The sequence below is a fragment of the Streptomyces sp. NPDC002032 genome, assembly GCF_042890765.1.
GTDB lineage: Bacteria > Actinomycetota > Actinomycetes > Streptomycetales > Streptomycetaceae > Streptomyces.
Window position 1 is genome coordinate 22905 of record NZ_JBIASM010000025.1, and the last position, 17507, is coordinate 40411.

Below are 17507 nucleotides of genomic sequence, written 5' to 3' on the forward strand. Positions count from 1 at the left end.
GCGGATTCCATCGCACCTGTCGTGGACCAGCCGCCTGTTCCCATTGCAGTCCAGAATCGAACCTGCGTTCACCCGCCCTGCGCGGCCGTGAGAGGTGCCCCGGCAAGGGTGCTCGTCTGCCGTTTCGGCCCCAGCGTTGGGGGACGAGCACAGGTCTCCTGCGATGGGTGGGCCTGTGGGCTGGGTGTCTGTACGGGTGTGCGCGGGCCCACATCGTGGGTTGTAAGGCGAGCGCCCCTCCGGTAGGAGGGGCGCTCTGATTGACGTACGGGTGCAGGCAGGTGGGTCAGCTGCGCTGTACCAGGTGGTCGATCGAGAAGAGGAGATGATCCTCGCCGTACTGGAAACGGCTGCTGAGGGTCTCGTACCGGGCGTACCGCGCCTCGTTGAGTGGCAGTTGCAGGACTTCCAGTGTCCGCAGGAACAGGCGGAACCCGAGGTCGGGGTCGACCTGGGTGACGACCTGTTCCAGTGCTCCCATCACCGCAGTGCCCTCCAGAGGACGGAATGCAGGGCTGATCGCCTTGCCTGAGGCGAGGGGTGCCATCTCCCGGATTTCACGGAGGACCGCGTCACCGGTATCGGTGTGAATGGCCGAGGCCACCGGGAGGTAGGCGGGAGCGACCGCGGTCAGGTGCTCCTCGCACACTTCCACGACCTGCTCCAGCCACTCCCGGCCGCCGACACCGCACTCGTCGATGTTGTAGCCCCGGTTCGTCGCCGCCAGCCACAGCACGGTGATGGTGTCGTCGGACAGCCCGGAGTCGAGCATCCGGCGCGTGTCCTCCCACAAGATGGCCGCCTCGGAGCCCGGAGGCCGCTCGTACCCGTCATATGTCACGGCGGTCTCGACGGCCGCGCGGGGAGTCCGGTAGTGCCACCCTGCCGTGAACTGTCTGGCGAGTTGGGAGAGTCCGAAATCCCCGGAGACGCCCTGCCTGGTGGTGCTGACCTGCGGCCAGACGATGTACAGGCCGTCGTGGACGGTGCCTGCGGGGAAGCCGAACTGTCGGCCAAGTGCCAACAGACGGCGGTATTGCTCATACGGGACGGGCACGGCGTGGGCTTTGAGCGCGCGGAGGAACAGCCGCATGCCGAGGTCACCGTCGGCACCGGTCACCACCCGTTCCAGAGCGTCGACGAGGTCCGGCAGCGCCGACGCGCCGGCAAGGGCCGGGGCCGTGGACCGCAGTTCCGCCACGACCGCCTGGCACAGTCCCACGTCCCGCGCTGGCCGCACCGGTGGCGGATTGTAGGAGCGCTTGTTCTGCCGGAGCCGTGCTGTGGACACCTCCGAGATCCGCTCCAGCAATCCACGGCAGGTCATACCGTGGTCGGCCGGGTCGAAGGCGTTGCCGGTGGAGGCCAGCCACACCGTGCGGAGGATTCGTTCCGGCAGCTCGGAAGCCAGCAGGCGGCGAGCGTCCTCACCCAGTTCGACGGCCTCCTCACCCTCGGATCCGTCGGCGATCTCTTCCGCGTACCCCAGGGCGCCGGCCGGGCCAGTGCCGGAGCCTCGGCGACTCAAACGTTCGGTCAGGGCGGTCAGGCCGAAATCCTCTCCGTAGCCGAGTTCGTAGTACGTCGGACGTTCCTGGGTCATGGAGTTCCCGTCGGGAAGGCGGTCATGATGGCGAATCCACCGCGCCCCTCGCCGGTGTGGCCCTTCACCTTCATCAGTTTCAGCGAGACGCTGTTACCGGCGTTGGTCACCGTGACGCCGTCCGGGTGGTACATCTTCCCAAGGGACGGATAAGCATCCCAAGTCCCTGTGATGTCCAGGACCACCTCGCCTTCGGCGGCTGGTACCGGTACTCGCTCTGTGCGCGCCGGGCGTTCTCGCGGGCCTGCACGGCGGCCTGCTGCCGTGCCTGCTTGATGTACGCGGCTCGCTGCTGCGCCTCGGTGGCGTGCTGGGTGGGGGCCTCGGTCGCCATGCGCGAGCGCAGCGCCTTCTCCTCCTGCAGCTTGCCCACCGCCGTGGTGTGCTTCTGGGCAGTGCCACGGAACTCTGCGGCCTGGCGCTCGGCGAGGTTGGCCTTCCTCTCGACGACGCTGTTGGCGATCCGTTCGATCTCTGGGAGCCGTTCGCGCATCGCGGCGAGCCGAGTCTGCAGCTCTGCGACGTCGGAGGGGCCCTGCCGGCGGGAGCCCTGCTCCTCGAACAGGGTGACCGTCTCCGGGCTGCGGATCGTGGCCCACGCCTGGCGTCCGGCGTCCTCGGCGGCCCGCCCGGCACGGTAGAGCTCCCGGTACCCCTCGGTCTCCTTCTTGTCGTACTCGGCGGCGATCTCCAGCGTCTCCTTACGGCTGGTGCCGGCCAGCCGCAGCGCCAGGCGGGACTTGCCCTTGGCCTCGGCAACCCGGCGCAGGACCTCCTGGGCGTGCCGTACGGACTCGCGCGCCTGGTGCTCGTTGCGGCGTTCCGTCGCGGAGAGGGCGGCGAGCTCGTCGGCCCGGTCCAGCACCGTGGTGACCTGCCGGACCCGCGCCTGACCGGGGGTGACGGGCGCGGCGAGCTCCGCCCGCTTGGCCTCGGCCTGACGTGTGAAGTCGGCGGCCAGGCGCTCGGCGCGGCGGCTCTCGGCGGTCCGGTCGGAGATCAGCGAGGTGAGCCGCTGCGCCGAGAGGTGCCCGTACGGGCGGTCGCCCCACCGCTCGAACTGCGGCTCCGGCGTCGGCTGGAGGGAGGCGAACCCGGCGGCGAGCAGCTGCTCCAGGGGGCTCCTTGACCGTTTTCTCTTCTGCCCGGTGCCGGTCGTGCGGCGGCCTTTGTGCCTGCGCGGGGCGGCGTCAGCGGCAGCCGTTCTCGATGAGAGCCCCAGGCGGCAAGTTCTTACGAGAGTGACTATTTTTCGTGAAAGTGCTCCACATTCGTGAAACACAGGTACTTTGATCAGAGTGACGAAGGGGGCCTCCATGGTGGAGAAGACCGAGGGCACACCGCGTGCCCTGCGCATCAGCTTCGAGTTCCGTGTCCTGAGGGCGGTACGGCGCAACATCCACGGCGCCAAGATCGACAAGGCGCTGAACACCATGACCGAACGGGTCCTGTTACTGGCAGGTGACGTCTTTCCCGCGGCAGACCGAGCCGTTGTCTCCGGGGAGTGGATCTACGACTGGACCAACTGGCGCCGCGAATACGCCCTGGGTGACGGTGAGCCCCGGCTCGTGGCCGAGCCCGGAAACGAGGACGAGGACGAGGGACCCGGCACACCGCGGGCGTTGCGGATCGGCTTCGAGTTCAAGGTCCCGCTGGGCTTCCCTTCCATCCGGAGCACTGAGTTCGACAGGGCTCTGGACGCCATGACCGAACGAGTCCTCGGGCTCGCCGAGGGCCTGTTCCCCTGGGCGGCCACCGCGACGGTGCGCAGGCAGTGGCTCTACACCTGGACCGACGACCAGGACGAGCGCCCCCGCCCTCTGGCCGCCAACGAGTTCAACACGCCCGAGTAGCAGCCAACCACCCAGGGCCCCGTCCGCCGACGGGGCCCTCGCCATGTCCAGGAGGATCAGTGACACAGCGGGGTGCCATCGTGGCCACGCTCCCCATCACCGTCGGCCAGCATCCTCAGGCAGACGCCAGTTCCTTACCGGGCCAGAGACCAGCTCGCGACGGGACCTCGCAGCCCGTCGTCGTCTTCATCGCCGGCCAACCCGTGAGCATGACCGCAGGCCTGGCGGACCTGGTTCAGGCGGCTCTCAAGTCCCGAGGCGCCGCCGAGCGGATCCGCTCCAGTCGCGGGATGCTCCCGGTCCGCCCCTGTGGGACAGACGCCCAGGACCGGCATCCGGACCTGGTGGTCGAGACCCCGCTCGCGGATCCGGCCGAGGCACGGGCAGCAGCATCCGCGTACCGAGAGACCGGATACCGCGTCGAAGTCGCTGCGCTCGCCACGTCCGAGGCGCTGAGCCACCTGGCCGCCCTTACGGACTTCCTGACGAGCGCGGGCGAGCACGATGAGCCCATGTCGTGGGCGGACCACGACGCCTGCGCGCAGAGCTTGCTGGAGGTACTGGCCCTCCTGGAGGCCGACCAACTGGTCGACCGCGTCACAGTGCTGCGCGCCGACCACACGGTGCTGTACGACAACGAGCTCATTGACGGGGCCTGGCGGCGCCACCCGGCCGCCGGAAGGGTGGTGGCGTACGAGTGGGCTCGGCCGTGGAGTGCCCAGGAGGCCGCCGTCTTCCGGCGGGACCTGATCCGGACCGAGCGGTAGCTGCAGCTGGCGCCGCTGGAGGACAAGCAGCGCCTTGCCGTGCAGCGGTACGGCGAGCGGGCGGCCGCGCTGGCTGAACCGGTCCGGTCCGGCGGATCGCCCAGACCTCCGAACGGCTGCCCGCGGTCAACTACCACCGGCTGTCCGCCGCCAAGCACCAGTGGATTTTCGAGAAGCTGATCGTTCCTTCCTACCCCTCTCCGGGATCGTCTCGCGTCAGACCCCTCGGGCCATCTACCTGACGGGGCAGCCCGGGGCGGGTAAATCGACCGTGTCGCAGATGGTGCTCCGGGCCATACGGCGGGGGCGACGCACCTGGCGGGTGACGACTTCAAGGTGTCCCACCCGGACTACCTTCAGCTCTTGACCGGGAGCCCCGGCACGCCGGAGCGGCCGTCCGGGCAGACTACCGGGCCTGGATGAACCAGGCTGAGGCGTACGTCCGGGCCCGACGTGGTGATGTCCTCATCGAGGCCGCCCCAGCCTCCGGGGAGGAGTTCCTGGCCAGCGCCCTCCCCTTTCACGAGGCCGGGTACCCGATCGAGGTGGTTGTCGTCGCGGTTCGGGCAGCCGACAGCCGGCAAGCGACCGCCCTGCGCTACGCCAGGGCCCAGCAGATCGGCACCCCGGCCCGTTTCACCTCCGCAGCCGGCCACGACACCTGCTTCGACGCCCTTCCCGAGGTCGTCGCCACCGCCGCGAGTCACCCCGCCGTTTCCGCGGTCACGGTCATGCGCCGGGACGGCACCGCGCTGTTCCGTTCGGAGGTCGGCGACAGGCGCGCGGTGGGGGCATTGGACGCCGAGCGAGAACGCCCGTACACGGAGCAGGAGGCTCCCTGGTCGGCGATGGCGCCCTTGCCCGATTTGCGCAGTGGAGGCGAGGTCAATGCACAGGAAACACGGTCAACCTCCAAGTCCACCTGCGGAAGATCGGCGTCCCGCCACAGCGCGGCAGGACCTCCGCGATCCGCCAACTCGCCCTCCAGGCCTCGGCCCCCGTCATCGTCAGGGCAGCCCCCAGAGACCGCGCAATCCACCGTGACGCACGTCACATGCAACGACCCGCTTCGAGCGGACACTAACCAACGTGGACCAGCAACTGTTCGCGGAAATCTATGATGCGCATGCCCAGGCGGTATACGCGCACGCCGTCCGCATGACCTCCGACCCCACCGGTGCGGAGGACATCGTCTCCCTCACCTTTCTTGAGGCATGGCGGCTCCGCGAAACCCTCGACGGTGTCGCCAGCCACCGAGCCTGGCTGCTCGGAGTCGCCACCAACGTCCTTCGCAACACGCGCAGGACCGCTCGCCGCCATCGCGAGGCGATGACGCGTCTCCCGCGTCCGGATGTCGTTCCGGATCTAGCGGACGCGGTGGTTTCACGCATCGGCGACAGGGCCAGGGCGGCCGCCGCGCTAGCTGCGCTGAATCGGCTGCGTCGTGCCGACCGCGAGGTGATCGTGCTGTCCGTCTGGTCGGGCCTCTCCCACGCGGAGGTGGCGGCGGCCTGCGGTGTAACGGAGGGAACCGCGCGCTCCCGGCTCTTCCGGGCACGCAGCCGCCTACGCAAACTCACCATCGCCCATCTGGCTTCTGAGCCGGCCAACGGACGCGGACCCGCGTCCCGAACCGCACGGGAGGGACACCTGTGAACGCCGCCGATGACGACGCGCAAATCGAATTGTCCGAGCGTGAAGAGATCCTCCGGCGCCTGCCCGGCGTTTCCGACGCGGAAATGCCCTTCCGTGGCCACCGCCTGACAAAGGAGTACCTGATGCGAGAAGCAGCTCGAAGTGAGCGGACGGCCCCGTCACGACGGTCCAAGCGCCCGTTGTTCATCTCCTTGGGAGTGGTGGCGGCAGCGTGCGCTGTGGCTGTCGCCTTCACCCTGGGCGGGAACGGCCCTGGGGATCACGCTGAAGCCGCGAAGCCCGATCCCGCCGCCGTACAGCTCCTGGACAGGATTGCCCTGGCCGCCGCGGAGTCGTCAGCCCCGGCGGTCCGCGACGGGCAGTTCCTGTACACGAAGACCAGCGGCCACTCCACATCCCTGTCCGAGGTGGCAGGCGGAGAGATGGAGCCGGCTCGGACTGATGAGTCCGCAGAGCAGTGGGTATCAGTCGACGGCTCGGCCAAGACAATGACGCGGACTGCGAAGGGCACGGAGGTGGATCCGCAGACGGACCCGGGGCAGGGCAAGCCAAGTATCAACGGGCCCACGTACCGCTTCCTCGAATCGCTCCCGACCGACCCCGACAAGCTGCTGGAGCTCATCTACGCGGACACCCGCCTCAACCACGGCAAGGACTCCGGCTCGACCACCGGACCCGACCAGGAGGCTTTCGTCGCGATCGGGGACCTCCTTCGCACGATGGAGGCTCCCCCCGGAGTAAGCGCGGCCCTCTACCGGGCAGCGGCCCGCATCCCGGGAGTCGTGATGGTGCCCGATTCCACGGACTCCGTCGGGCGGGCCGGTGTAGCCGTCGCTCGCATTCACAAGGGCGAGCGGACGGAATGGATCTTCGACAAGTCGAGCCTCCGGCTCCTGGGCGAGCGCACGTTGCTTGTCAAAGACAGCGCTTGGGGCAAGGCAGGCACGCCGGTGACATCGGTGTCCATCGTCGCCCGAGGAGTCACGGACCGGGCTGGCCAACTTCCGAGGCAGTGAGGAGTGCGATCTGGACAAAGATTCGAGAAGGAGTCCGGATCGCCAGCGCTTCGAATTTTTGTGTGATTTCGCTCACCTCGATCTCTCGTGATGCTGCCTATTCTCCTGGCCTGCCCCGGCACTAGACCCACGCCGCGGGCGAGCAATCTCCGCCATCAGACGGACAACCAGGGGGAAAATCAGATGCGTTCACTTCGAGTCGTCGTCGCTACAGCCGCCGCTGTCGGCGCTGTTCTGCTCATGGCACCCTCCGCGGGTGCCGCGACACCTTCGCCGGCCGCACCTGTCTCGGGGAGCCTCAGTCCGGCGGCCGAGAAGGAGATCCGCTCCGGCATCGACGCCTCCAAGCCCGTGATCGCTACGTACAAGGGCAAGCAGATCAACCTCGCCAACGGCTGGCAGGGAGCCCAGGTCTGTGCCGAGGTGCCGAACGGTGAAGTCCGGTGTTTCGACAGCCAGGCTGAGGCGGACACCTCGCTCACCAAGGAGAACGCCGCCCTCGCCAAGGAGACGGCCGCCAAGCGCAAGGCGCTCGGCGCGCAGGCGCCTGTCTCGACGTTCGCCGCGGGCGACTGCGCCAGCGGTTGGGTCTGCCTGTGGGAGCACTCCAACTACACCGGCCGCCGTCTCCAGTGGAGCGCAGGTGGAACCAAGAACCTCAGCAATTGGAACTTCCGTGACCAGGCCAGCTCCATCTGTGTCAACCGCCCCCAGTTCGGCGGAACCCTGGTCGACTTCCGGGACTTCATGCCGGATCCGTCGATGTCCATCCCTGCCGGCAGCTGCTACGACCTCACGACGCTCGGGTACGTAACGGGCGGCACGTGGAACGACAAGGCCGACGCCCTGGACATGTAGCGCGTCACGGCCCGGCTGAGCAGCCGAGCCATCAGCAGTGAGCGTTCGAAAACGCAGGGAAAGGGTCCCCGGTCAGCGACCGGGGACCCTTTCCGTCACGATTGATCAAGGGCTTCGGTTCATCCCTCAGCCTCGCAGCCGGTCACCAGATCGCCTGGACCAGCTACCGGGCGGCCGCCACTGAACCCGGACCGACCGACGGGGTCGCCGGGTTCGTCAGGGGCTGGCCAAAGCCCGGAGCGAGCAGCAACACGAGGAGCGTCGCCACCGCGGCCCCCGATGCGATTGACGCCACCAGGTCCCCGCGGCCGGCGGCGCCGTGTGCGCGGGCGGTGTACTTGAAGACCGAGAAGCCGACGGCGAGGCCCACGACGATGAGCAGGGCCGCCAGCGGCGCGATCTGAATGGTCACGAAGTCCTCCAAGCTGTATCCGCCATCAATGGCGGGGGTTCGTCGGCGTACGCAGACGTCAGCCCTTCGATGCAGCCGGCAGTGAGATCGAGACAGTTGCGCGTGAGTGGATCGCTGAGGAGTTCTGGCTTGTGGCGGCGGCATACGGGTTTGCGGACGCGGACACAGAGGAGCTGATCGCCGGCAGAGACTGGTGAGCAAAGGCCAGCCTGATACCTGCCCGGTCACCTGCCGCCCCATGGCGCTGTCAGTGCGGAGCCCTATCCTCCGGGGACATCACGGATGGCACCGGAGTCGTACGATGCAGATCGCAGGAAATTCGGGGTCAAGGCCCCGTGGCCGAAGTGGGTCGCCGCCCCCTTGAACGATGGCGTTGAGGTGTTCGCTCTGCCGCAGCGTTTGACCCGGGCACTGGCCAACGCGAGCTCCGCCGAACTCGGAGAACTCGCAGGCATCTGGACCACGCGCCTCCGGTCCGAAGACGGAGACGACATGACTGACGATGACCTGTTGGCAGTACTGCAAGGGGTTGCCCGCCTCGCAGCGTCTGCGGCGAACACGGGTGGCGGCCTCTACAGCTGGAGCTTCTGACCGTCCCCCCGCGAGGGCCGCTCGTTCTTGACGCCGCTGCACGCCAGGAGCTCGGTCCCGGTGGCGTCGAAGTACAGGGTGAAGAACCAAGACCGGTCTGCTGCGACGATGTTGCCGGTACGCAGTTGCTCATCGCGGTCTCGAGCACGGAGGATCTCGACGGTCTCGTCAAGGCCGAGGGTCATCAGGCCGATCTTCAACGACCTCCTCAGCCTTGTCGCAGTGATGCCAAAGACCATCCAATGCGGGGCCTGGCCGTCGTAGAGCATTACATTGCCGCCGGCAGCAATGGCGTCGCGCGCTGCCTTGCAGGCACTGGTCTGGTCTTTGAGCATCGCAGTGATGTCACGCTGGCTTGGATTCTCGTCCTCGGTGGCCATGCGGCGACTGTAGAGACCGAACACAGGCGTTGCTACAGGATTAGGCGTGACCTGCGCAGGGCTCTGGGACAGAGGCGGTAGTGACAGGTCGAGCTGCAGACGGGCAACATCTTGGTCAATCGGTCAACACCAAACCCTGGCTGCAACAGACCCTCGATCCCCTGCGGCTTCCCCGACGACCTCCTCCAGCCCACGCCGAACACCCCGCGTTGGCGTTCCCGCCACGCCCCTACACCCGGGGCATCCGGCCTTTGTGCCGCTCGGCCCGATGCAGGTCCCGGGGCCGGTGAGCGTGGGTCGTCGATGTCGACCGACATCTCGAGCCCCGAGGTCGATGTGAAGGTAGCGACGGTTCCCGACAGCCGGTTCCGGTCGAATGGATTGGATTCCGCGAAGAACATCGCCCGCATCAGGGCCCGCTCCGCGGTCTGACGGGCGATGAACCCCTCTGTTCCGTACGAGCCCTCGGCGCCCCAGAACAGTCTTTTCTCGCCCAGGTCCACAGCAGCGAGTCCATCGACGGAAGACACCCAGGACGGATCGCTTTCCAGCACTTCGTCGAGGTCGAAGGAAGCAAGAACCGCGAAGCCCGTGGGCGTGTCGGGGGCGAGGGCGACTTCGTACGAGTGCCCGTCGGGTCGGCGTAGTGGAGCGCGTTCTCGATGGGAAGCTCGAAGTCCTCCCAGAGTCGTTCGATCGCAGTCACTTCTTCTTGCACTTCCCATTGCGCATGTGCTGAGGCCTTTCTCGGGCCGGGGGAGACTGGCACGATGTCACCCAGTTCCTGCCGATGTTGGATGCCGTCTCGTCGATCCGGGGACTTCGGGGACGCCCGCGCCGCAAGCCCCGGCGCCTGTATGCGGACCGGGGCTACGACTGCGACGAGTATCGCCGCCTGCTGTGGAAGCGAGGCATCAAGCCGATGATCGCCCGGCGCGGCGTCGCCTACGGCTCCGGGCTGAACGTACGCCTCGACCATCTCCTGCTACTGCCCGTAGTCGGCCCTAATGCGGGCAAAGGCCGTACGCGGGTGCTCCTCAAGGAGACGGCGGTAGTCGGGGTGGACCATTTTTACTGAATCGACGGCACGAAGTCCGGTGTTGGTGGTCGGCGGTACGGGGATGCTGGCTGGAGTCGTGAGCGCGTTAGTGCGGGAGGGCCTGACCGCGGTGGTCGTCTCACGTCGGCCGCCCGGGCCAGCCGCCTTCGGGGAGCAGGGCCTCGCCCATGAGCTGCTGGTGCCGGTGCGCGCGGACTACACCGAGCCCATCCTGTTTGCCGCGGCGTTGCGTGATGCCGCCGCACGCACAGGCCCATTCCGGCAGGCCATCCTGTGGATACATGCCGGAGGACGGCCGCACGCGTACGCCGCCGTCGCCGACACGCTCACGGACGACGCGCTGGTGGTCGAGGTACTCGGGAGCAGGGCCGCAGCGCCCACGGGACCCCCGCCCCGACCACCCACAGGCCTCAGCGGCCCGCGCCACCGCAGCGTCATCCTCGGATTCACCGGGCACGGATCGGACACCCGGTGGCTCAACCATGAGGAGATCAGTGAGGGAGTGCTGGCCGCGCTACGGTCCCCTCAGGACGGCGGACTGCACGTGGTGGGTCGGGTTCGCCCCTGGGAAGACAGGCCCTAAAAGGGGCATGACCCACATATGCCAGAAACCCCGCAACGGCATGATGCAAGTGCCTGATCCCCTCGACCGGGACGCACACGGCTACTCCTTTGGTGCGAAGCGCATGAGCATTTCGCACGGACGGACGCCTTGGTCTCCTGACACCGCTGAGGTCCTGGTGCTTCGCTTACCCCCACCAGACCGTGGCGCTTGACGTCCTTCTGCGCCAGCTGGAGAGAGTGTCGGTACCAACCTGGCAGCACACCACCGCCACCGAGCGACGGCATTCGGGGGCTGACCCCAAGTAGCTTCCTCGTTCTTGTACGTCACTTTTCTGCGGACCGTGGCCAAGGGGGCGCTGCCCCCCTGGACCCCCCGCCAGCGCCTGGATGCGCTGGACCATCCCTGGAGGGGCCGCATTAGCGGCGCCCCCTCCAGACCTCCCCTTCGCTCCAAGTCATGGTCCTGCGCTCCGCGCACCCTTCGGGCGCTGGGCGCCCTCAGTGGACCATGCCTACCGAAAAGGGGGGGTTGCTGTGCTACGTGGCTGAGGAGGGCAGCCTCGGAAGCATGTCAGCACCGGTAGTTTCGGGCTGGTGATCACTGGCCGCCGAATGGGGTTGAGACAGAAGTGATGAGAGTTCGGGCTACTGAGGGGACTCAAGACCCAGTGTCGGGACGAGTCATACCTTGGACCAGCCGTTCGAAGAAAGACTTCCTGGGCTTAAGCAAGACGGCAACGCCCCGTTCGCCTCTTTGTTAAGAGAGCGCGGCTGCCGCACGCCTCTGACCTGCGGTTTCCTGGCGGCAAGCAGCTCTGGCCGACACACTTGGGGGGTGAAAGTGTTAACGCGGAGCCGACACTTGGACGCAGAACTTGCCTTCAGGGAAAGTCCTGGATGCCGGGATGTGTCAGGGCAACACCCCAGCTCAGAGAGGTGCGTTGTCCGAGGTTCGAAGCGTCGCGGAAGGCTGTCCGTAGGGGCATGTGTGTCGGCTGGACTCGCGAAACTTTCGCTCAAGGCAAGATGTGGGGCTTTGACGCTTCGAAAGTTGCACTGAGGGAAAGTTCGGGAGCTCGACGCCGACATGGTGTCGGGATGGGTCGACAGCGCAGCCCATAACTTTCGCTCAGTGCAAGTTATGGGGTACTCGGCAGCCTCATGACTTGCCCTGAGCGAAAGTTATGACCGGTTCCGGTGCCAGCTCCATTGGTGACGGTGCCTCAGGTACCTGCGCGACTCGCCGTCAGAACTTGCCTTCAGGGAAAGTTCTTGAGATAGGCTCCTCCTGCCTGAACAGCAGAGGAGGCCTAGTGACATCTGAACCGCCGACGCGAGCCCAGCGCCGGCTTCGCGATACCGCACCCGCTGGATCCGAGACCGGCGACGAGGTCCTCCACAACATCCTGGAACTCCTGACCGGCCACATCGGCGGCGGCTCGGAGAGCAAGACGGCAACCTTGCCTTCCGGGAGGAGGTCCGCCCGCGGGCCCAAGGTCGACATCAGCATCGACTACTCGGGGAATGAACCCCGGACCATCCACAACATGGCCGGCGGCATCGGCTACAGCCTCACCAGCAACTGGTTCGCCCAGTACATGGCCAAGCTCCTCATCGCCGGGCTCGTCTCCAAGAGCCAGGCTGCGGTCTTCCTGTTCGTGGCCGGCGGCCAGGAGAAGGGCACCGGGATCACGTCGTACACCCAGCAGCAGATCACTGACGGCCTGAACGAGTTCTTCGCGGCGATCCCGGGTGCGAAGCGCACTACCCGGCCGACAGTGAACAAGGCCGTCAAATCGCTGTGCGAGTGGGGCTGGTTGGAGAGTGCCGGATACGGCCGTATCCGCCTCAACGTGACCCTGTGGTTCTCCGGAAACAGCGGAGAGCAGCAGACGGTCCTCCAGGAGATCGCCGAGGGCCACGGCCACGACCCCAGGGCCTTCCCGCACAAGGTCGGGCCGACGGCCATTCCGGGCCAGCAGGTGCTGGACTTCGAGGAACCGCCCCACGCCAGAGGGGTGGCCGGGTGATAACCGCGCACAAACCGTCACGACACGATCAAGGAGACCCCACTCGATGCCCAAGCCCGTGATGTCCCCACTCGTGACCGAACGTGTCTGGGCCCTGCCCATCGGGGCGGCCGCGGTGAAGTTCCTCTCCTACCTCGTGTACAGGAGCGAGATCGGCACCGGCGTCCTTCCCTCCCAGCAGGCCATGGCCCTTGAGTACAAGGTCTCCCCGGCGACCGTCAGCAAACTCCTCGACCCCCTGTTCGATCTGCGCATCGTCCTGCGCACACCCAGCGAACGCGGCCGGCGCGCCAACAGCTACCACCTGCATCCCCTGGCTGCCCGTTACCCGAGTGCCGACGCCATGGACGACGCCTTTGCCCAGGCCCTGGCCGACATGCAGTCCGGTGTGCTTCCGCCACTGAACCTGCCCATGTACCGCACGGCCCCTCCCGCGGAGGGAACGCCCAGGCTGAGCTTGGCAACGACCGCCGTCGCCTGACCGGCGCAGACAAAGAAGGGCCCCCACCGCGAACGGTGGGGGCCCTTCTGCCTGAACAACAGATTGGCTCCACCATACGTCGCCAGGCCGGGCGAAGTACAGCGCGAACCAGCCACGAGAGGAGGGCCCCGGCACCCTCCGGGTCCCGCATGGGCCCAGCCGTTGGCTTCGTCCACGCAATACCCGGCGGGAGTACGAGAAGCGGTCTGGCTTTTCCCGAAACGCTGGGCAGCCGAGAGGACCTACGGCTGGCTCATGCTCCACCGCCGCCTGACCCGCGACTACGAAATCCTTCCCACCCGCTCCGAAGCCATCGTCCACATCGCGATGACCGACCTCATGGCCCGTCGGCTCACCGGCGAGAACACCATCTCCTGGCGCGATCCGACACACCAGACCAAAAAGCTGATCCCGGGAAAAACAGGGGGGTAAAACGACCTCGGGCCTTGACCCCGGATGTTGAACACGTCTATGCGGCTTGGGTCAGGGTAGTTGCTGCTGGTCGGAGGGCGTTTTCGTAGGCGATCGGGGACCGGTGGCCGAGGCGGGAGTGCCTGCGTTGGGTGTTGTATCGGGTCAGCCAGCGGAAGGCGTCGAGTCTGGCCTCACCCTCGCTCGACCAGGCCTTCCGGCCTTTGAGTGTCTCTCTCTTGAAGGCGGCGTTGAAGTTTTCCGCGGCGGCGTTGTCCGCGCTGGAGCCGACCGCGCCCATGCTCTGCCGGACCCCTGCGGACCTGCAGATCTCAGCGAAGGCCCTGCTCGTGTATTGAGATCCGTGGTCGGTGTGCATGATCGATCCGGCCAGGCTCCCGCGGGTTCGCTCAGCGGCCGCCAGGGTGTGGATGACGAGCTCGGTTCGCATGTGGTCGCCGATCGCCCACCCGGCCAGCCGGCGGGAGGCGAGGTCGATTACGGTCGCGAGATAGAGCGGCTTCGCGCCGCTGACCGGCAGGTATGTGATGTCGCCGACGTACTTCGTGTTCACCTCGGATGCGGTGAAGTCACGTCCGATCAGGTCCGGTGCCTTCGCCGCGGCCTGGTCCGCGAGCGTGGTGCGGTGCCGACGGCGCAGACGGAGTCCCTCGAGCCCGAGGTTCCGCATGATCCTGGCGACGCGCTTGTGGTTGACCGCCGGGCCGCGCTCGTCGCGGAGCTCGGGTGATCCTGGGGGCTCCGTAGGTGCCGTCGGAGTCCTGGTGGACCCTGCGTATCCGGGCCGCGATGCCGGCTTCGACGGCCTGCCGGGCCGTGCGCGCGGCCGCGGTGCGGCGCCAGTAGCAGAAGCTCGAGCCTAGAGCCCGAGGATGTCGCAGAGCCGCTTCACGCCGTGACGACGCTGGTGATCTTCCACGAACTGGCAGCGGTTCATCAGCGCGTCTCCGTCGCGAAATACCGGGCTGCCTTGCGGAGGATGTCGCGCTCTTCCTCCAGCTCGCGGATCCTCTAGCCGGCCGCGGCCAGCTCCGCCTGAACGTCGTCACCGCTGGCCTGCGAGGCGGCCGGCTGTCGAGTGGGAGCCGGGACGGCGCCCGTCGGCAGCCCGGATCCAGATCCGCAGTGTCTCGGTGTTCACCCCGAGATCACCGGCGACCGACCTGATCGCCGCTCCCGGCCTCGAGCGGTACAACACGACCGCGTCCGCCTTGAACCCGGCGGGGTAATGCTTCATCCCCACAGGGACTCCGTTCTCCTGGACCATCAAGATCCAAGTCTCTCCGGTGTCCAAAACCCGGGGTCAAGGCCCGTCTGGCCACTGTTTGAGCAGTTCACGGATCTGCGGCTCGACCGTATCGACGACCGAGCCCTTCGGCGCCCGCTGATACTTCGGCGGCTCGTCATCGGCCACCGCCCTACGGACCGTGTTCCGCGAGATCCCCAACTTCCTCGCGATCGCCCGGATCGGCATTTCCTCGGCCCAATGCAGCCGACGGATCTCCGCCCAGTCCTCCACGCTGATCACCCATCCTCCCGACCTGACTCAACGAGTCAGGCTCTCGATGGGGGTCAACTTTCATCCGCCGCCAACGGTCCACTTTTCACCCGTCACCGACAGTGATCGGGGTGCGGACGTTCAGCGGCCTTGAGTAGGGCGACTGAGGCGAAGTTCAGTCGCCCTACTTGAGCCGCTGGTAAACTTGCAGGTCAGATGGCTTCTCTGAGCAAAGCAGCGACTGAAGCGACCGAACTTCAGGTATATGACTACATTCCTGTGTGCGTGTGTGCGTCATATATAGGAGGCTTCGGTCGCTGTGAGGGGATGTGAGGGGAAGTGCATGCCCGCTGAGCTGCGGTTCCTCACAGCGACTCAGGGCGACCCACCCCTGAGTGTTCGGTCGCTGGTCTCCGCCTGACCAACAAGCTCATCACCTACCTGCGGCCGGGCCACCGCCCAAGCCGACCGGGAACACCTGCCGGCCACCCGTCGCGAGACCGTCGAAGCCTGCCACCGCTACCTGACCGGCCATCTCGACCAGCTCCGCTACGACACCGCGCTCGACAGCGGCTGGCCGATCGCCACTGGCGCGGTCGAAGGCGCCTGCCGTCACCTGATCGCTGACCGCCTCGATATCACCGGAGCCCGCTGGGGCCTTCACGGAGCCGAAGCTGTCCTACGGCTCCGCACCCTCGTCGCCAACGGCGACCTCGACTCCTACTGGCAATTCCACGCCGCCCGCGAACACGAGCGCCTCTACCCCTCGACCGGCCAGCAGGAATACGACCTCATGGCTTGATCCAGGACTTGCCCGAGGACCCGGAAATACCCGGCAGAGTTGACGTCAAAGGTGTCCTCGGGTCTCCTGCTGAGATGTCTGATCTTCGTATCCAGCGACCGGACGGCGAAGCCACGCTCAAAGACTGGCAGTACGCCCACAACGTGATCATTCCTACCCATGCCCTGTCCCTGGTTGAGGTACGGGAACGTGCCCAGCGCAACCATCTGGAGATCGCGTATCTCGATGGCGATCTCGTGGGCTGCAGCACGGTGCGCCCGCCGACGGACGAAACGCCGACGGCCACAGTCATCGCCCGTGTGCTCGCCGGTCACCGCCGGCAGGGGTTCGGCGAGGAACTCTATGCCCGCGGGCTCAACAGGGCCCGGGAACTGGGGGCCGAGGTGATCGAGACGGTCGTTCTGTCCTCCAATGAGGACGGACTCCGGTTCGCGCTGAAGCACGGCTTCGTCGAAAGTGAGCGATACCTGCTACCTGGAGACACGATCCCCTGGATCGACTTGCGGCTCTCCTGACTGGAACAGACCCGATGCGGGTTCACCACCCAATCCGCACCTTCCCTTCAGAAGAACCGCACCCATCGGAAACCACCGCCCCGAGGTCGGCACCGGAGGCTTCGCGTTCTGGCGCCGCATGCGCCTGGTCCCGTTCGAGAACGTCGTTCCCGACGAGAGGAAAATCGACAACCTCGCCGACATCCTCGTCACCGAAGAAGGCCCCGGCATCCTCGCCTGGCTCATCGACGGAGCCCGCCGCTACCTCGCCGGCGACCGCGACCTCACCGGCCCCGCCCCCGTCCGTATCGCCACCACCGCCTACGCGGAAACCGAAGACCACACCGGCCGCTTCTTCGAGGAATCCTGCACCTTCCGGCCGGGCCTGCGCACCGAACAGGCCCTCCTCTACACCGCCTACCGCACCTGGTGCCAGAATGAGGGCGCGCCCGCCGTCTCCTCCCGAGCCTTCGCGGCCCGCTCACGGGAACTGGCGGGCATCGCCTCGCCCAAGGAAATGCTCCTGTCCAACTCGAAGAAGTACTACCCCGGCATCGGACTGCTCGCAGAAGCGGAGAACGCGTGAGCTCCCTCCTCTCCGACGACGAGATCCACCACGAAGTCGACCTCGTCTGGCTTGAGGACGTCACCGAACTCGACTACGTACGCCAGTCCCTCGACAGGCTCCTCAACCGCCGGGGCAAACCCCCCTACCACCGCGACGGCCGCCTCGTCGGCTACGCCCGCCTCGGCCCACAGGCAAGGTCGTCCCGCTCCAGCGGCACCTTCCGCCGCCGCGTGTTCTGGCTCCTGCCCCACGACCGCGACACCGTTCCCGACGGCCTCTACGCCACCGGCGCCCCAGCCGAAGCCGTCGACCCGACCACCCTGTCCGCCGGAAGCCGCGGCCGCAAAACCAACCGCTCCGAACGGCCCGCGCAGGCCGCCGAGGCCTGATCGCCGGCATCCGGCATCCGGCATCCACAGCTTCGATGCCGCACACATTCATG

Annotated in this window: 14 protein-coding genes and 8 pseudogenes; 16 read left to right on the forward strand and 6 right to left on the reverse strand. The window is 67.0% G+C overall.

Annotated features, from left to right (window positions below; genetic code table 11):
• Positions 1–286: 286 nt before the first annotated feature.
• Positions 287–1603 (reverse strand): hypothetical protein, encoded by a 1317-nt coding sequence (locus tag ACFYYT_RS33925; RefSeq protein ID WP_351826710.1) that lies wholly within the window; start codon positions 1601–1603, stop codon positions 287–289.
• 106 nt (positions 1604–1709) lie between these two features.
• Positions 1710–2885 carry a hypothetical protein gene (locus tag ACFYYT_RS33930; RefSeq protein ID WP_351826711.1) on the reverse strand — a complete coding sequence of 392 codons (1176 nt, stop codon included), beginning with the start codon at positions 2883–2885 and terminating at the stop codon, positions 1710–1712.
• Positions 2886–2919: 34 nt separating this feature from the next.
• On the opposite strand from ACFYYT_RS33930, the gene ACFYYT_RS33935 reads away from it, so the two are divergent.
• The 7 genes and pseudogenes from ACFYYT_RS33935 to ACFYYT_RS33965 all read left to right on the forward strand — a co-directional run bounded on the left by ACFYYT_RS33935 (position 2920) and on the right by ACFYYT_RS33965 (position 7753).
• Entirely contained in the window at positions 2920–3456 is a 537-nt protein-coding gene (locus ACFYYT_RS33935) for a hypothetical protein (protein WP_351826712.1), read from the forward strand.
• Between the two features lie 209 nt (positions 3457–3665).
• A complete protein-coding gene (locus ACFYYT_RS33940; RefSeq protein WP_351826713.1) occupies positions 3666–4223 on the forward strand; it encodes a zeta toxin family protein in 558 nt (185 codons plus the stop codon).
• A gap of 160 nt (positions 4224–4383) precedes the next feature.
• A complete protein-coding gene (locus ACFYYT_RS33945; RefSeq protein ID WP_351826714.1) occupies positions 4384–4590 on the forward strand; it encodes a zeta toxin family protein in 207 nt (68 codons plus the stop codon).
• Positions 4580–5344 (forward strand): annotated as a pseudogene (locus tag ACFYYT_RS33950) (zeta toxin family protein); the annotation flags it as partial. The gene ACFYYT_RS33945 and the pseudogene ACFYYT_RS33950, both read left to right, overlap by 11 nt.
• Positions 5313–5879 carry an RNA polymerase sigma factor gene (locus ACFYYT_RS33955; protein ID WP_351826715.1) on the forward strand — a complete coding sequence of 189 codons (567 nt, stop codon included), beginning with the start codon at positions 5313–5315 and terminating at the stop codon, positions 5877–5879. The pseudogene ACFYYT_RS33950 and the gene ACFYYT_RS33955, both read left to right, overlap by 32 nt.
• The gene (locus tag ACFYYT_RS33960; protein ID WP_351826716.1) at positions 5876–6895 is read left to right on the forward strand and encodes a CU044_5270 family protein; all 1020 of its coding nucleotides are present in this window, start codon (positions 5876–5878) and stop codon (positions 6893–6895) included. Before ACFYYT_RS33955 ends, ACFYYT_RS33960 begins: the two co-directional genes overlap by 4 nt.
• Positions 6896–7078: 183 nt before the next feature.
• A complete protein-coding gene (locus ACFYYT_RS33965) occupies positions 7079–7753 on the forward strand; it encodes a peptidase inhibitor family I36 protein (RefSeq protein WP_351826717.1) in 675 nt (224 codons plus the stop codon).
• A gap of 163 nt (positions 7754–7916) precedes the next feature.
• Here the strand turns inward: ACFYYT_RS33965 and ACFYYT_RS33970 are convergent, their stop codons facing one another.
• Positions 7917–8165, reverse strand: coding sequence for a hypothetical protein (locus ACFYYT_RS33970; RefSeq protein ID WP_351826718.1), 249 nt, complete (start codon positions 8163–8165; stop codon positions 7917–7919).
• Positions 8166–8230: 65 nt separating this feature from the next.
• Between ACFYYT_RS33970 and ACFYYT_RS33975 the strand changes: the two are divergent.
• Positions 8231–8362, forward strand: a pseudogene (locus ACFYYT_RS33975) (DUF5713 family protein); the annotation flags it as partial.
• A 375-nt stretch (positions 8363–8737) separates the two neighbouring features.
• On the opposite strand, the gene ACFYYT_RS33980 reads toward ACFYYT_RS33975, so the two are convergent.
• Positions 8738–9136 carry a hypothetical protein gene (locus ACFYYT_RS33980; RefSeq protein ID WP_351826719.1) on the reverse strand — a complete coding sequence of 133 codons (399 nt, stop codon included), beginning with the start codon at positions 9134–9136 and terminating at the stop codon, positions 8738–8740.
• A gap of 754 nt (positions 9137–9890) precedes the next feature.
• On the opposite strand from ACFYYT_RS33980, the pseudogene ACFYYT_RS33985 reads away from it, so the two are divergent.
• The 4 genes and pseudogenes from ACFYYT_RS33985 to ACFYYT_RS34000 form a co-directional block, all read left to right on the forward strand.
• A pseudogene (locus ACFYYT_RS33985) lies at positions 9891–10097 on the forward strand (IS5/IS1182 family transposase); the annotation flags it as partial.
• A gap of 1976 nt (positions 10098–12073) precedes the next feature.
• Complete coding sequence (locus tag ACFYYT_RS33990; RefSeq protein ID WP_351826720.1) at positions 12074–12790, forward strand: hypothetical protein; 717 nt, start codon at positions 12074–12076, stop codon at positions 12788–12790.
• 73 nt (positions 12791–12863) lie between these two features.
• Positions 12864–13271, forward strand: coding sequence for a hypothetical protein (locus tag ACFYYT_RS33995; protein ID WP_351826721.1), 408 nt, complete (start codon positions 12864–12866; stop codon positions 13269–13271).
• 216 nt (positions 13272–13487) lie between these two features.
• Positions 13488–13703, forward strand: a pseudogene (locus ACFYYT_RS34000) (IS5/IS1182 family transposase); the annotation flags it as partial.
• 37 nt (positions 13704–13740) lie between these two features.
• Here ACFYYT_RS34000 and ACFYYT_RS34005 read toward each other — a convergent pair.
• Together ACFYYT_RS34005 and ACFYYT_RS34010 are read right to left on the reverse strand one after the other, a co-directional pair.
• Positions 13741–14946, reverse strand: a pseudogene (locus ACFYYT_RS34005) (IS3 family transposase).
• 63 nt (positions 14947–15009) lie between these two features.
• Positions 15010–15231: pseudogene (locus ACFYYT_RS34010) on the reverse strand (helix-turn-helix domain-containing protein); the annotation flags it as partial.
• A gap of 427 nt (positions 15232–15658) precedes the next feature.
• Here ACFYYT_RS34010 and ACFYYT_RS34015 point away from each other — a divergent pair.
• The 4 genes and pseudogenes from ACFYYT_RS34015 to ACFYYT_RS34030 all read left to right on the forward strand — a co-directional run.
• A pseudogene (locus ACFYYT_RS34015) lies at positions 15659–16003 on the forward strand (ISKra4 family transposase); the annotation flags it as partial.
• A gap of 74 nt (positions 16004–16077) precedes the next feature.
• Positions 16078–16518 (forward strand): GNAT family N-acetyltransferase, encoded by a 441-nt coding sequence (locus ACFYYT_RS34020; RefSeq protein ID WP_351826722.1) that lies wholly within the window; start codon positions 16078–16080, stop codon positions 16516–16518.
• A gap of 64 nt (positions 16519–16582) precedes the next feature.
• Positions 16583–17083: pseudogene (locus ACFYYT_RS34025) on the forward strand (primase-like DNA-binding domain-containing protein); the annotation flags it as partial.
• Positions 17080–17454 carry a DUF6009 family protein gene (locus ACFYYT_RS34030; RefSeq protein ID WP_388610409.1) on the forward strand — a complete coding sequence of 125 codons (375 nt, stop codon included), beginning with the start codon at positions 17080–17082 and terminating at the stop codon, positions 17452–17454. The pseudogene ACFYYT_RS34025 and the gene ACFYYT_RS34030, both read left to right, overlap by 4 nt.
• The last annotated feature ends 53 nt before the right edge of the window (positions 17455–17507 follow it).

Bases quoted from the DNA above. Each gene is read 5' to 3' on its own strand.
- ACFYYT_RS33925 (WP_351826710.1), bottom strand. From the start codon at position 1,603: ATGACCCAGGAACGTCCGACGTACTACGAACTCGGCTACGGAGAGGAT.
- ACFYYT_RS33935 (WP_351826712.1), top strand. From the start codon at position 2,920: ATGGTGGAGAAGACCGAGGGCACACCGCGTGCCCTGCGCATCAGCTTC.
- ACFYYT_RS33940 (WP_351826713.1), top strand. From the start codon at position 3,666: ATGACCGCAGGCCTGGCGGACCTGGTTCAGGCGGCTCTCAAGTCCCGA.
- ACFYYT_RS33965 (WP_351826717.1), top strand. From the start codon at position 7,079: ATGCGTTCACTTCGAGTCGTCGTCGCTACAGCCGCCGCTGTCGGCGCT.
- ACFYYT_RS33980 (WP_351826719.1), bottom strand. From the start codon at position 9,136: ATGGCCACCGAGGACGAGAATCCAAGCCAGCGTGACATCACTGCGATG.
- ACFYYT_RS34020 (WP_351826722.1), top strand. From the start codon at position 16,078: ATGTCTGATCTTCGTATCCAGCGACCGGACGGCGAAGCCACGCTCAAA.